Annotated in this window: 12 protein-coding genes; 8 read left to right on the forward strand and 4 right to left on the reverse strand. The window is 69.0% G+C overall.

The genetic code is table 11. The annotated features are described in order from the left end of the window. The 3 genes from ASF60_RS00400 to ASF60_RS00410 are packed head-to-tail and all read left to right on the forward strand — an operon-like array spanning window position 1 to window position 3,596. Complete coding sequence (locus ASF60_RS00400) at window positions 1-1,515, forward strand: ABC transporter ATP-binding protein (protein WP_244478277.1); 1,515 nt, start codon at window positions 1-3, stop codon at window positions 1,513-1,515. After that, complete coding sequence (locus ASF60_RS00405; RefSeq protein WP_082507661.1) at window positions 1,508-2,668, forward strand: ABC transporter permease; 1,161 nt, start codon at window positions 1,508-1,510, stop codon at window positions 2,666-2,668. Before ASF60_RS00400 ends, ASF60_RS00405 begins: the two co-directional genes overlap by 8 nt. After that, window positions 2,661-3,596 carry an ABC transporter permease gene (locus tag ASF60_RS00410; protein WP_056178617.1) on the forward strand — a complete coding sequence of 312 codons (936 nt, stop codon included), beginning with the start codon at window positions 2,661-2,663 and terminating at the stop codon, window positions 3,594-3,596. Before ASF60_RS00405 ends, ASF60_RS00410 begins: the two co-directional genes overlap by 8 nt. A gap of 18 nt (window positions 3,597-3,614) precedes the next feature. On the opposite strand, the gene ASF60_RS00415 is transcribed toward ASF60_RS00410, so the two are convergent. Further along, window positions 3,615-4,739, reverse strand: a complete 1,125-nt coding sequence (locus ASF60_RS00415; protein WP_056178621.1) for a glycosyltransferase family 61 protein — start codon at window positions 4,737-4,739, stop codon at window positions 3,615-3,617. A 323-nt stretch (window positions 4,740-5,062) separates the two neighbouring features. On the opposite strand from ASF60_RS00415, the gene ASF60_RS00420 reads away from it, so the two are divergent. After that, entirely contained in the window at window positions 5,063-5,572 is a 510-nt protein-coding gene (locus ASF60_RS00420) for a cupin domain-containing protein (RefSeq protein WP_082507662.1), read from the forward strand. A gap of 60 nt (window positions 5,573-5,632) precedes the next feature. On the opposite strand, the gene ASF60_RS00425 is transcribed toward ASF60_RS00420, so the two are convergent. Continuing rightward, entirely contained in the window at window positions 5,633-6,229 is a 597-nt protein-coding gene (locus ASF60_RS00425) for an SH3 domain-containing protein (protein ID WP_056178625.1), read from the reverse strand. 288 nt (window positions 6,230-6,517) lie between these two features. On the opposite strand from ASF60_RS00425, the gene ASF60_RS00430 reads away from it, so the two are divergent. The 3 genes from ASF60_RS00430 (at window position 6,518) to ASF60_RS00440 (ending at window position 9,248) form a co-directional block, all read left to right on the forward strand. Continuing rightward, window positions 6,518-7,522, forward strand: a complete 1,005-nt coding sequence (locus ASF60_RS00430) for a 2-hydroxyacid dehydrogenase (protein ID WP_056178628.1) — start codon at window positions 6,518-6,520, stop codon at window positions 7,520-7,522. Between the two features lie 144 nt (window positions 7,523-7,666). Continuing rightward, a complete protein-coding gene (locus tag ASF60_RS00435; RefSeq protein WP_056178631.1) occupies window positions 7,667-8,707 on the forward strand; it encodes a sensor histidine kinase in 1,041 nt (346 codons plus the stop codon). A 115-nt stretch (window positions 8,708-8,822) separates the two neighbouring features. Beyond that, the gene (locus ASF60_RS00440) at window positions 8,823-9,248 is read left to right on the forward strand and encodes a SufE family protein (protein WP_056178633.1); all 426 of its coding nucleotides are present in this window, start codon (window positions 8,823-8,825) and stop codon (window positions 9,246-9,248) included. 16 nt (window positions 9,249-9,264) lie between these two features. On the opposite strand, the gene ASF60_RS00445 is transcribed toward ASF60_RS00440, so the two are convergent. Together ASF60_RS00445 and ASF60_RS00450 are read right to left on the reverse strand one after the other, a co-directional pair. Beyond that, window positions 9,265-10,161, reverse strand: a complete 897-nt coding sequence (locus ASF60_RS00445; protein WP_244478278.1) for a DUF6456 domain-containing protein — start codon at window positions 10,159-10,161, stop codon at window positions 9,265-9,267. A 223-nt stretch (window positions 10,162-10,384) separates the two neighbouring features. Further along, window positions 10,385-10,819 carry a MucR family transcriptional regulator gene (locus ASF60_RS00450; protein ID WP_056178636.1) on the reverse strand — a complete coding sequence of 145 codons (435 nt, stop codon included), beginning with the start codon at window positions 10,817-10,819 and terminating at the stop codon, window positions 10,385-10,387. A 454-nt stretch (window positions 10,820-11,273) separates the two neighbouring features. Between ASF60_RS00450 and ASF60_RS00455 the strand changes: the two genes are divergently transcribed. After that, window positions 11,274-13,427, forward strand: coding sequence for a S9 family peptidase (locus ASF60_RS00455; RefSeq protein ID WP_056178640.1), 2,154 nt, complete (start codon window positions 11,274-11,276; stop codon window positions 13,425-13,427). Window positions 13,428-13,453: the final 26 nt, after the last annotated feature.

Raw genomic sequence — 13,453 nt, forward strand, 5'->3', positions numbered from 1 at the left:
ATGGACGGTGCAGCGATGGGCATGGCCCTCGAACTTCTCGGCGTCTCGAAGACCTTCGACGGCTTTCAGGCGCTCGCCAAGGCCGACTTCGCGGTGGAAACCGGCGAGGTTCACGCCCTGCTGGGCGAGAACGGCGCCGGCAAATCCACCCTCATGAACGTGGCGGCGGGCCTCTATCGGCCCGACCAGGGCCGCATCCGCGTGCGGGGCCGCGAGGTCGAGCTGAGCGGGCCGGTCGCGGCCCGGCACCTCGGCATCGGCATGGTCCACCAGCATTACAAGCTCGTCAAAGCCTTCAACGCCGTCGAGAACATCCTGCTGGCGCAGGGGGCGCCCCGCTACGGCACCGGCCTCGCCGAGGTCGAGGCGGCCATCCGCGCGCAGAGCGAGGCGGTGGGCTTCGCCGTCGATCTCCGGCGGCCGGTCGGAAGCCTGTCGGTGGCCGAGCAGCAGCGCGTGGAGATCCTCAAGGTGCTGGTGGCCGGCGCCGGTATCCTCATTCTCGACGAGCCCACCGCCGTGCTCACCGACCGCGAGGCGGAGGCGCTGCTCACCACCATGCAGGCCCTGGCGCGCCAGGGTGCGGCCGTCATCCTCGTCACCCACAAGCTCGGCGAGGTGCAGCGCCATGCCGACCGCGTCACCGTGATGCGCGGCGGCCGCATCGTCGCCAGCGCCGATCCGGCGAGCCTCACGGCGGCCGAACTCACCACCCTGGTGGTCGGCGCCACCGCGAACCCCGTCCATTGCCCGGCCACCCGGATCGAAGGCCCGGTGCTCGCGGTCGAAGACCTCGCGGGCACCCGGTCGGACGGGCTGCAGACCCTGCACGGCCTGAACCTCACGATCCGCGCGGGGGAGATCTACGGCATCGCGGGCGTCGGCGGGAACGGGCAGACCGAACTCGCCGAGATCCTCATGGGGGTGCGCCGCGCCGGGGCCGGGCGCATCGCGCTCGCGGGCGACGACGTCACCGCCACCGGTCCCAAGCTGCGCCGGGCGCGGGGTCTGGCCGCGATCCCGGCGGACCGTCAGGTCTACGGCCTGGCCGGCGATCTCTCGGTCGCCGAGAACTACGCGGTGGGCGGGCTGACCTCCGGGCGCTTCGGCGGCTGGCTCCGGGTCGATCGCGCCGCGATCCGCGCCGGCACGGAAGCCGCCATCGCGGCCTTCGACATCCGGGGCGCGCGCAGCCCGCGCCAGAAGGCCAGCCTGCTCTCGGGCGGCAATGCGCAGAAGCTCGTCATCGCCCGCGAATTCGCCGGCCGGCCCCGCTTCGTCCTCGCCCACTCTCCGGCCCGCGGGCTCGACGTGCGGGCGACGGCCGATATCCACCGCCGCCTGCGCGAGGCCCGCGACGCGGGCGCGGGCGTGCTCCTGATCAGTGAGGATCTCGACGAGGTGATGCTGATGTCGGACCGGATCGGCGTCATGAGCCGGGGCCGAATCGTGGGCGAGTTCGACGCGCCCGCCGACCGGCAGGCCATCGGCGTCGCCATGGTGCACCATGCCTGAAACCCTTCCCATTCCCCTCCTGTCCCCCGCCCCCGAGCTGCCGGTGCCGGTGCCCGAATTGCCCGCGGCCAAGCTGGCGGGGCGCGGCCGCGTCACGGTCGAGATCCGGCAGCACGTCTCCGGCTGGTATCAGGGCGTCGTGCTCGCCTGCGGCCTCGTCGTCGGGATCGGGCTCGCGACCGCCATCCTGGTCGTCTCCGGCGTCGGCCTCGCGGATCTCTTCCAGGAATTCGTCGTCTCGATGGTGACCAGCCGGTCCAGCCTGGCGGCGGTGCTGGTCCAGGCGGGCCCCCTCGCCATCGTCGGGCTCGCGGCGGCCGTCGCCTTCCGGGTGCGGTTCTGGAACATCGGCATCGAGGGTCAGATGATCCTGGGCGCGATGGCGGCGACCGCCATCGCGATCCACGATGTCGGTCCGGCGCCCGCGCGGCTCGGCCTGATGATGCTGGCGGCGGCGCTGGCCGGGGCAGCCTGGGTCCTGATCCCGGCCGTCCTCAAGATCCGCATCGGGCTGAACGAGGTCATCTCGACGCTACTGTTGAACTACGTCGCGTTCAACGGGCTGCTGCAGCTGCTGTACGGGCCCTGGCAGGACCCGGTGAGCAGCTTCCCGAATTCCAAGCAATACGACCTCGCCGAGCGTCTCGGCAGTCTCGGCTGGGGTGACCTGACCTGGGCGCTGCCGCTGGCAGGTCTCCTCACCCTGCTGTGCTGGTGGCTGCTGAACGTCAGCCGCTTCGGGTTCCTCTCCCGCGTGGCCGAAGCCAATCCGCGCCTGGGCGAGGGTCAGGGCCTGCCGATGACGCGGGTGATGCTGGCCGCCGCCCTGCTGTCGGGGGCGCTGGCGGGTCTGGCCGGCTTCAGCATCTGCGCGGGCGTCGAGTACCGGCTGACCCAGTCGTTCTTCAACGGCTACGGCTTCTCCGGCATCCTCATCGCGTTCCTGGCCCGCAACAATCCGCTCGCCACCTTCGTCACCGCGGTGCTGGTCGGCGTGCTCTACGTGGTCGGACAGAGCCTGCAGGTGTTCTACGGCATCCCCAGCGCGATGGTGCAACTCATCCAGGCGGTGATCGTCATCGGCGTCGCCGCCTCCGATTTTTTCTTGCGGCACCGGGTGCGATGGGTGCCGGGAAGGCGTCCCGATGTTTGACTTCCTCGTCAACTGGCTGGCCAACGTGCCAATCTTCGCGCTGCCCTACGCGCTCGCCGCGCTCGGCCTCATCATCACCGAGAAGGCCGGCGTGCTCTCCCTGGGGGCCGAAGGCTTCCTGCTCATCGGCGCCATGAGCGGCATCGGCGTTCTGCTCGGGGTCGGCGACTATCCGCTCCTCGCGCTGATCGTGGCGGCGCTCGCGGCGGCTCTGCTCTCGCTGGTCTATGCGCTGCTCGTGGTGACGCTGCGGGTCAACCAGGTCATCGGTGGCCTCGCCCTGGTCTTCCTGGCGCAGGGCATGACCGGCGTGATCGCCACGCGGGCGGGCTGGACCAGCCGGCCCGTGGCGGGCCTGCACAACGTTCCCCTGGGGTCGCTCGCCGAGATTCCGGTGCTGGGGCCGATCCTGTTCCAGCACGATCCCCTGGTCTTCGCCACGGTCCCCCTCGTCGCCCTCGTCGCCTATGTCCTCAACCGGACGATGTTCGGGCTGCGGCTGCGGGCCGTCGGCGACGGCCCCGACGCGGCCGATGCCGCCGGCATCGGCGTCGCCCTGACCCGGTACGGGGCCATCGCCCTCGGCTCGGCACTGGTCGGGCTCGCGGGCGGCTATCTCGCGGTCGGTGTCGCCAAGATCTGGGTCGAGGGCATGACGGGCGGGCGCGGCTGGATCGCCGTCGCCCTCGTGATCTTCGCCCGCTGGCAGCCCTGGCGGGCGCTCGGGGGCGCACTCCTGTTCGGGGGCATCGAGGCGCTGATCCCCCGCATCGCCGCCGCCGGCCTCGCCCTGCCGCAATACCTCCTCCTGATGACGCCCTACCTGGCCACCCTCGCGGTCATGATCTGGATCTGCCTGCGCCAGGACGGCCGGAGCCTGGAGCCGCGGGCCCTCGGCGTCGCCCACATGCGCGAGGAGCGTCGCTGAGCCGGCCCGAAACCCCCGTCACCGATCCCGCGGCCAGCTCAGCCAGTCGAAGGCCAGGGCGAGGTCGGCGGGATCGACCGAGAATCCGCCCCCGCCCTCCGGGTCGGGGGCGCCGATCAGGTAGCCGGTCTGATGGCCCATCACGGCGTCGAGGCCCGATTGCAGGAAGCCGAGGTCGGCCTGATTGTCGCGGGCGGCCAGGACGAGGCTGCCCGGCTCCGCGAAGATCGAGCCGTGCAGGCCCGAGCCGTACTCGCCGACCAGGATTTCGGCCGACTGGAACAGGGCGACCTGCTCGCGCAGGCCGAGGCGCTCCGGTGTCACGCGGGTGAAGCCGCGGGCCACGGCCAGATCTTCGAACAGCTGCCGCTGCACCAGCTGCCGGGGGCTGTGGGTGAGGGCGTTGGCCGAGCGCGCCACGAACAGCTTCGTCCGGGTGCGCGAGCCGCGCCCCCGCCCGAGGGCGGCCCGGCGCAGGCCGGCGGCGGCCTCGGCGAACAGAGGCGACACCCGCGTGCCGAACCGCAGCGTCGAGGGCACCAGGAGTTCGTCGCAGGCCACGCGGTCGCGGGTCCGGTCGTAGAACCGGCACTGGCTCTCGCCGATGCCGAGGAGCGCCAGCCAGGCCCGGGCGAAGCCGGGCGTGTCGTCGGGCAGCAGGAAGCTCAGGCGCTCGACCCGGTAGCCGGCTGCCCGCAGCAGGTGGAGCTTCGGCAGGAAATCGACGAGCCAGTGGCCGTAGCCGAGATGACCGGGGCCGGCGAGCAGCACCGACCGGCCGGGGGCTTGGACGCGCCTGGCCTCGGCCTGCCGGGCGCGCGTGCCCCGGTGGTGGCGGTTGAGGTAGTCGAGGTCCGTCTGCAGGTCGAGGCTGAGGTTGAACCGGCCCTCGGTGAGGATCATGCCCTCGCCGACGATCTCGGCGTCGGGCAGCGCGTAGACCGCCGTCCCGAGCACCACGTGCTGGGCGTGATAGAGCCCCAGCAGGTCCGGTGTGACGGCGCCTGCCAGGAAGGCCGGCGGCATCAGGCGAGAGCGCTCCGCCCGGGTCACGTCGATCACCGTGCCGCGCCCGCCCTCGACGTTGCGGCGGAGATCGATCACGTCGTCGGCCGACAGGAGGTCCGGTTCACTCACCGCCATGGGCCGCTCCGTCCGCTCCGCCTGCCAAACCCGCTCCCTCGCCGGCCTGCGGCCTTGCGCCCGGGGCGCCGCGCCGGGGGACGATGCCCAGGGACCCGCCGCCGTGGCAAGCCGGACTGGGCAAGCCGGATTGGGCAAGCCGGATTGGGCAAGCCGGATTCGCCAAGCCGATCCGGTCGTGCGAACCGGACTTGCGATCCGGACTTGCGAACCGGTTCCGGCCCCGGTCCATTGTCCGGGCTCCCGGGCAGCGCTTTTTCCGCTAGGATGGCGCATCGCGCGCGAAAACCCGCGCCATCAGGATCGAGTGGGGCACCCGAGTGATGCGGACCGACACCCTCGCGGAGAATGCGGACCACCCGACAAGCCTGCCGGCGGACCCGGAAAGTCTGACGGCGGCCCTGACAAGCCTGCCGGCGGCCCTGACAAGCCTGACGGCGCATGGCGTCTTCGACGTGGCGGCCTATGCGGCGCGCCTGCCCGAGACCTCGGACACCATGGTGGCGGATCATCGCTTCACCGACGATCCGGCCGCGAGCGCCCGGGTGTTCCGGGTCTACCACCCGACGCCGCCCCACAGTCATGCCTCCTGCGACGAGTACCTCTACGTCCTGTCCGGCCGCTGCCGGATGGCGTTCGGCGACGAGGCCCCGGTCACGGTCGGCCCCGGCACGCTGGTGTTCTTCAAGCGCGGGGTGGTGCATTCGGTGCCCGAGATCCTGGAGCACCCGATGGTGTTCCTCTCCGTCGACACCCCCCGACGCGAGCCCCGCGACATCCGCTTCGTCACCGACGGCACGGGGACCCCCGACACCTTCATGCGGCAATCCTGACCGGCACAACTTCTGACTGACAGCAGTGCCGAGAGGCAAAAATCCTGACGGGCCGATCGCCTAATCGACCTTCTCGTTGGGATAGACGCCCCAGAGCCGGTCCTGGCGGATGTAGCCGTCGACGTCGCCCCGCTTCGACGGCAGGGCCACGACGATGCGGCACCAGGTCCCGGTGCAGGATTTGACGTTGCCGATCACGCCGGCCTGGAGGCGGGCTTCCTCGCCGGAGGCGGCATCGGCCTTGGCGTAGAGCGGCACGGCGGCCTTGTCCGGGTTCTTGTCCGCGCCCTTTCCGGCGGTGACCACGGAGGTGCGCCGCCCGGACAGCAGCGAGTGCAGCACCCAGCCCTCGGTGCCCTCCGAGTCGCGGATGCGACGCCAGGTCTCGAACTCCGCCACGATCTCGATCGGCAGCCCCGCCCGCTGGAACACCCAGAGGGTGCGGTGGTCCTTCGAGGGTCCCTCGCGCAGGTTGACCCGGTCGGTTTTCAGGCTGGCGTAGCGCGGCAACGGCAGCTTGGTCACCGGCCCGAGCGCGACGTCGGGACCGGCGCCCGCCGCCGGGGCCGCCGCGACGGGGCCGGTGGACAGGAGGGTGGCGAGCAACAGGGCCGGCAAGGCGGTGGAAAGGGTCGGGAGCAGGGCAGGCGCGCGCATCGTCCGGTGATCCTTCACGCTGTCCGGGGCGGGCGTCGCCCCAGGGTGGCGGCGGGCCCCGGCGTGCATTGTGTTCCGCCGCCTCTCTGGTAGAGAGGCCCACAGGGTCGCAAGACCCCCGGGGTCGCCACAGCCTTGTGGGCTGCCGGCCCGTCGTCTCGAATGTCTTGACCGGTGCGTGGTTAACGCACGGTAAGCTTGCGGCGTCGTCCGCCGCGTCGGATCTCGGGCCGGGTCTCGGTTGGATCGGACGTGGACGCCGAGCGACACCGTGCGCGGGGAGGGTGCATGTCGTCGTTGAAGCGCAAGCCGCTCGTGGTCGTCACGCGGCGTCTGCCCGAGGCCGTGGAGACGCGCATGCGCGAGCTCTTCGAGATCCGGCTCAACACCGACGATGCCGCCCTGGCGCCCGACGCCCTTGTGGCGGCCCTGCGCGAAGCCGACGTGCTCGTGCCCACCGTCACCGACGAGATCGATTCGGGCCTCCTCGCCCAGGCCGGCCCGAACCTGCGGCTGATCGCCAATTTCGGCAACGGTGTCGATCACATCGACGTGGCCGCCGCCCTGGAGCGTGGCATCACCGTCACCAACACCCCCGGCGTCCTCACCGAGGACACCGCCGACATGACCATGGCGCTCATCCTTGCGGTCGCCCGCCGCGTCACCGAGGGCGCCCGGATCATTCCGGACGACGCCTGGACCACCGGCTGGTCGCCGACCTGGATGCTGGGTCGGCGAATCACCGGCAAGCGCCTCGGCATCGTCGGAATGGGTCGGATCGGCCAGGCCCTGGCCCGCCGGGCCAAGGCGTTCGGCCTGCAGATCCACTATCACAACCGCCGCCGGGTTCCGGCCCAGATCGAGCGCGACCTCGACGCGACCTACTGGGAATCCCTCGACCAGATGCTGGCCCGCGTCGACATCGTGTCGGTCAACTGCCCGCACACCCCCGCGACCTACCACTTGCTCTCGGCCCGCCGTCTCAAGTTGCTGAAGCCCGAGGCCGTGGTGGTGAACACCGCCCGCGGCGAGGTCATCGACGAGAACGCCCTCGCGCGCCTGCTCGAGGCCGGCGACATCTCCGGCGCCGGGCTCGACGTGTTCGAGCAGGAGCCTGCGGTCAGCCCCCGCCTCGTCAAGCTCGCCCGCGCCGGCAAGGTCGTGCTCCTGCCGCATATGGGTTCGGCGACGCACGAGAGCCGCGTCGATATGGGCGAGAAGGTCATCATCAACATCAAGACCTTCATGGACGGGCACCGGCCCCCCGACCGTATCCTTCCCAGCATGCTCTGAACGCAGGCCTCCCGGCGATCGGCACAGGTCCCTGGGGATGACGGCGTTCGTCACAACGTAGGATCGGAACGGGCCCATGCCCGGCACGTTGACCGGCACTGGCCATGGCGGGGTCGGTACCAGGAACGGGTGGATCAAAGTATCATGGCCGCGGACACACCGTCGACCGAGGCGGCATCGGTGAGCGTAATGGGGTGCGGCGAATTCCGCCGTTTCGCGGATTTCGTGCCCCTGATGATGTGGCGTGCCGATCATCACGGCGCCGCCGTTCATCACAACGAATCCTGGCTGGCCTTCACCGGTCGGTCGCCGGACGAGGAACTCGGCCACGGCTGGCGCCGCGGTCTCCATCCCGACGACCTTGAGCGTCACGCCGCCCTGGTGGCGAAGGCGTTCGAGGCGCAAGAGCCTTTCACGGCCGAATTCCGTCTCCGGCGTCACGACGGGGCGTACCGATGGCTTCTCGATACGGCCAAGCCCCTGCGGGAGAACGGCGATTTCGTCGGGTTCCTGGGCACCTGCTTCGATATCACCGATCGCAAGCACGCCGAGGAGGATTCCGAGCGCGCCCTGGTGGAGAAGGAGGCCTTGCTGGCCGAGGTCTACCACCGCGTCCGCAACAACCTCCAAGTGATGGTCAGCCTGATCGGTCTCTACGGGCGTGCCGCGCCGGCTCCGTGCCGGGGCAGTTTCGAGGCGCTCGGGCAACGGGTGCGCGCCATCGCGCTGGTGCAGCAGCACCTGCACGAAGCGCCGCACATCGCCTCCATCGACCTGCGCGACTACCTGCACCGCCTCGCCTCCGGCCTCGGGCAACTGCGCCGGGCCGGGCGGATCGGTGTCACCGTCGGCGGACGCGGGACCAGTCTCGTCGAGCCGCGCACTGCCAATGCCCTCGGCATGATCGTGGCCGAAGTGGTGTCCGAGTGCCTCGACACCACGGCTGAATCCGTCGCCTGCGCCATCGCGATCCAGATCGATGCGGCGGCCGGCGGTCCGGTGCGGCTGAACATCGTGTCCGGTGCGGGCGAGGGCGCCGCGCCGGGGAAGCTCGAGGTGCCGAACCTCGGTCCGCGCCTGATCGCCGCCTATGCGTCGCAAGCCGAGATCGCCGTGCGGGGCGTCGGCACCGCCGCCGAGCCCCTGGAACTGCAATTGCCGGAGGTGCTGGCTCAGCCGTCCTGAGGATCGCATTGGCGCGCGCAGGGACTATATGCGGAAGACACCCGACGCAGAAGACATCCGACGCAGAAGACATCCGACGCAGAAGACATCCGACCCAGGCGAGCCCACCCGGACCATGCTTCCACCCATCGAGACCATCGTCGACAATTTCGGAATCCTGGATGAGGGTCCGGACCGTTACGAGTATCTGATCGAACTGGGGCGTGCCCTGCCGCCGTTTCCCGAGGACATGCTGACCGAGGACAATCGGGTCCACGGCTGCGAAAGTCAGGTCTGGGTCGAGTCCCACATCGATCGCTCGCAGGAGCCGCCCCGCCTCCATCTGAGGGGAACCAGCGACTCGGTCATCACCAAGGGACTGATCGCCCTGGTGATGGCGCTTCATGACGGCAAGACGCCGGAAGACATCGCAAAGGTCGACGTCTTCCAGGTCTTCAAGGAGATCGGCCTCGGTGCCCATCTCACCTCGAAGCGCTCCAACGGCGTTCGCGCCATGGCGGAGCGCATCCACCGGGATGCGGTCCGTCTCACGGCAGCCTGAGGCAAGGCGCACCGCCTCAGTTCAAGCCTGCGACCGGCTCACGCCACTGGCGCAGGCGGCTGCGGTTCGGCCCCACGGCCTCGCGCTCCAGGCCATAATGCTCGGCCAGCCGTGCCAGGGCGATACGAGCGACAACCTTGGCCGAGCGTGCCGGCCATCGCCGCTCCGCCTCGATCCGCTCCAGCCCCTTCAGGAAGCCGCAGAGGTCGATCAGCAATCCGGACAGGTCGTTACCGACGGCACCGAGGGCTGCACGCACGCGCTGGCGCGCAGCCAGCATCGCGTCGGACCCGGCGGCCGGATCGCGCGGACCCGAACCATCGACCTTCACGCCACTCCAGTCCTGTCCCATCCGGGGCATGAGCGCCGCCCCCGCGAGATCGCGGCGCAGGCGCTCGCCCGCCTCGAAGCAGGCCGCGTCGATGAGAGGCGTACCGTCGCGGTCGCGTCGGCGTGCCATCCAGGCGAGAGGACTTTCCGTGGCGTCCCGGACGGGTCGGTCTGGCCCGGGACCCCGTCCCACGAGTTCGAGATGCTGGGCGAGATAGGGCGGATGGGCGCCCGCGCTCTCGCGCCGCAAGCGGGCGCGTCCGGCCGGACTGATCGTCAGCCGGGCACGCCGGCCCGTGCCGCGTTCCGCGAGATCCCGAGCCAGCAGTTCGGCCCCGGCGCCCTGGCGGAACCGGCCGCCTCCCACCGAAATCCCTTTGCCTCCCTCTCGAACGATCCAGCCCTCGGTGTCGGTGGAATCGGGAAGCGCATAGGCGCCTTCCGGTGCCAAAGCCGCGAGCAGACGCCCGGCCTCCGGGCCGATCGCCGTCCCCTCGGGATTAGCGGACGGATCACGTCCGGTGCCGCGGTCGGTCGACGGGGTCGTGATGGCGACAGGCGGGGTCGTGCGAGATTTGTTCATGATTTGTTCCATTACTCAGAACGGTGGCGGGCAAGCGCCATGCCCTCGATAGTAAGGGAAAAAAAGCCTAGATCAAGTCTTGACGCGTTTTCCAGGAAAGCGATTCCGGGTTGGCGCATCGTCGGCGCCCGGACCAGACAATCCTGGGATCGGTCCCCGAGACGGGGGTCGACACCCCCGCCGCGGTAGCGATCGCATCGACCGGAGGCCGGTCGCGGCCTGTTCAGGCGGCTTCGTCGTAATTCCCGTTCCGGGTCTGGCCAAGGCCGATCGCCTTCGCGAGGTCGGAGCGCGCCTTGGCGTAATTCGGAGCAACCATCGGATAATCGGACGGCAAGCCCCATTTGGCGCGGTATTGCTCCGGGCTCATGTCGTACTTCGCGCGCAGATGACGCTTCAGCGACTTGAAAGTCCGCCCATCTTCCAGGCAGATGATATGGTCTGCCGTGATGGATTTTTTCACGGAGATTGCCGGCTGAAGCGGTGCAGACGAGGCCTTCGCCTCGATCTGACCGGTGGCAATCTGCTTCAGAGCGCTGTGAGTCTGCGTGATCAACTGCGCCAGCTCACCGGAAGGCACCGGGTTGTTGCTCACATAAGCTGAAACAATGTCGACGGTCAGCTCGACATAATCCGCAGAATGTTCGATGTCGCTCATGATCGGAAGAATTCTCCTAATGCGATGCGTTTGAAAGGGTTACAGGGAGTTCGGACGCTTGCGCGTCCACGCCCATAGGCTCTGCGGATCGGTTCCGCCGCGTCGCCATCTGTCCCGCATGCGCTATAGAATGCGCAGCAACTTCGCCCGCCACGATTTCTGGATATGCTATTCCTGATCAGGTCGCAAGACGCCAATGCGCGTCTTCGGTAATCTTAAGCAACACCTTAGAACAATATTTCAACAATCTCTGATCACCAGAATTTGACATCGAAACCATTGGGGGATGGTCTCGAGCCACTTGGCGGGTCGATTTGGCAATCTTGTCCGTGCCGATCCGGCAGAAGGTGGGCCTGTCTCCGGGCTGCTTGCCTGTCGGCCTCGTCCGGGCCACATGGCAGGACGAGGGGACCGAGACGGCCCCTTCTCACGCACCTGTGACAGGATTTTCGCGATGGCGTCCCAGTCCGCATCGATTTCCACGCCCTCCGTTGCTCCGATCGCGGATGTGAGGCCGCACAGCTACGAGGTTCATGGTCGTGTGCTGAGCGACGATTACGCTTGGCTGAAGGCTGAGAACTGGCGCGACGTCCTGAAAGATCCTGCCGCTTTGCCTGATAGTATTCGGGAGTATCTGGCGGCTGAAAACACCTACTCGGAAGCGGCTCTAGCCGAGACCGCGGACCTGCGCCGGACGCTCGTCGCCGAAATGCGGGCGCGCATCCGCGAGGATGACAGCAGCGTGCCCGAGCCGGACGGGCCCTATGCCTATTACACCCGGCATCGTGAGGGCGGCCAGCATCCGCTGGTGTGCCGGCGCCCGCGCACCGTCGTCGTCATGCCGGGTCAGGGGGCTGAGACGGCGGCGGATGGTGGACCGGAGGAGGGGGAAGTGATCCTCCTCGATGGGGATCGGGAGGGGGAGGGGCTCGCCTTCTTCGAGATCGCCTCGGCGGTCCACTCCGAGGATCACGCGTTGTTGGCCTGGAGCGCCGACACCAAGGGATCGGAACTGCATACCATCCAGGTCCGCACGCTCGAGACCGGAGCGGATTTGCCCGACCGCATCGAGGCGACCACCGGTGAGGTCGTCTGGACGGCCGACAACCAGGCGTTCTTCTACGTCGCCGTCGACGAGAACCATCGCCCCGCCCGGGTCATGCGCCACCGGATCGGCACCGGGCAGGAGGCCGACACCCTCGTCTACGAGGAGCCGGATTCCGGTTTCTTCGTGCATATCGAGGAGACGCAGTCGGGCGATTTTCTAACGGTCACCGCCAGCGATCACGAGACCTCGGAGGTCCATCTGCTGGACCGGCGGGTGCCCGACGGAACCCTGATGGTGGTGCAGCCGCGCCAGCCCCTGTTGATCTATTCGGTCGAGAACTGGGCCAATCACCTCTTCATCCTCACCAACGCGGAGGGTGCCGAGGACTTCAAGATCGTGACCGCCCGCCTGGAAGCGCCGGCGCGCGAGAACTGGACCGACGTCATCGCCCATCGACCGGGCGTGATGATCCGCCATCAGCACGTGATCGCTGACCATCTGGTCCGTCTCGAGATCGAGAATGCACGCCCTCGGATCGTCGTGCGCGACACGCAGGGCAGCGAGCACGTGGTGGCCTTCGCCGAGGAAGCCTATTCGCTGGGTCTCCAGCCCGGCCACGAGTTCGAGACGGCGGTGATCCGCTTCACCTACTCGTCGATGACGACGCCGGCCGAGACCTACGATTACGACTGCGTGACCCGGGCGCGGCAGTTGCGGAAGCGGCAGACCGTGCCGAGCGGGCACAAGCCGGAGGATTACGTCACCCGCCGTCTCTTCGCCACGGCGCCGGACGGCGAGACGGTGCCGATCTCGCTGCTGCACCGCCGTGACTGTCCCCTCGACGGCTCGGCGCCGCTGCTGCTCTATGGCTACGGCTCCTACGGCACGCTGATGCCGGCGGCTTTCCGCACCAACCTCCTGTCGCTGGTCGATCGCGGGTTCGTCTACGCCATCGCCCACGTGCGCGGCGGGACCGAGAAGGGCTGGCGCTGGTATCTCGATGGCAAGCGCGAGAAGAAGCCCAACACGTTTTCGGATTTCGTCGCCTGCGCCCGGACGCTGATCGAGGCGAACTACACGGCCGAGGGCCGCATCGTGGCCCATGGCGGCTCGGCCGGCGGCATGCTGATGGGGGCGGTGGCCAACCTTGCGCCGGAACTCTTCGCCGCCATCGTCGCAGACGTGCCCTTCGTCGATGTTCTCAACACCATGCTCGACGGCGAACTGCCGCTGACGCCGCCTGAATGGCCCGAATGGGGCAATCCACGCGAGAGCCTGACGGCGTTCGAGACGATCTTGTCCTACTCGCCCTACGACAACGTCGCGGCGAAGCCGTACCCGGCCATCCTGGCGCTTGGCGGACTGACCGACCCACGGGTGACCTATTGGGAGCCGGCCAAATGGGTCGCGCGCCTGCGAGCGACCATGACCGGCGGCGGCCCGATCCTGCTGCGCATCAACATGGAGGCGGGCCACGGCGGCGCGGCCGGACGCTTCGACCGCCTCGAAGAGGTCGGCTTGATCCAGGCCTTCGCCCTCCGGGCCGTCGGTAAGGCCTGAGCCGGATTTCTCAAGCCTGTCAGGTT

Source organism: Methylobacterium sp. Leaf113 (genome assembly GCF_001423325.1).
Classification (GTDB): domain Bacteria; phylum Pseudomonadota; class Alphaproteobacteria; order Rhizobiales; family Beijerinckiaceae; genus Methylobacterium.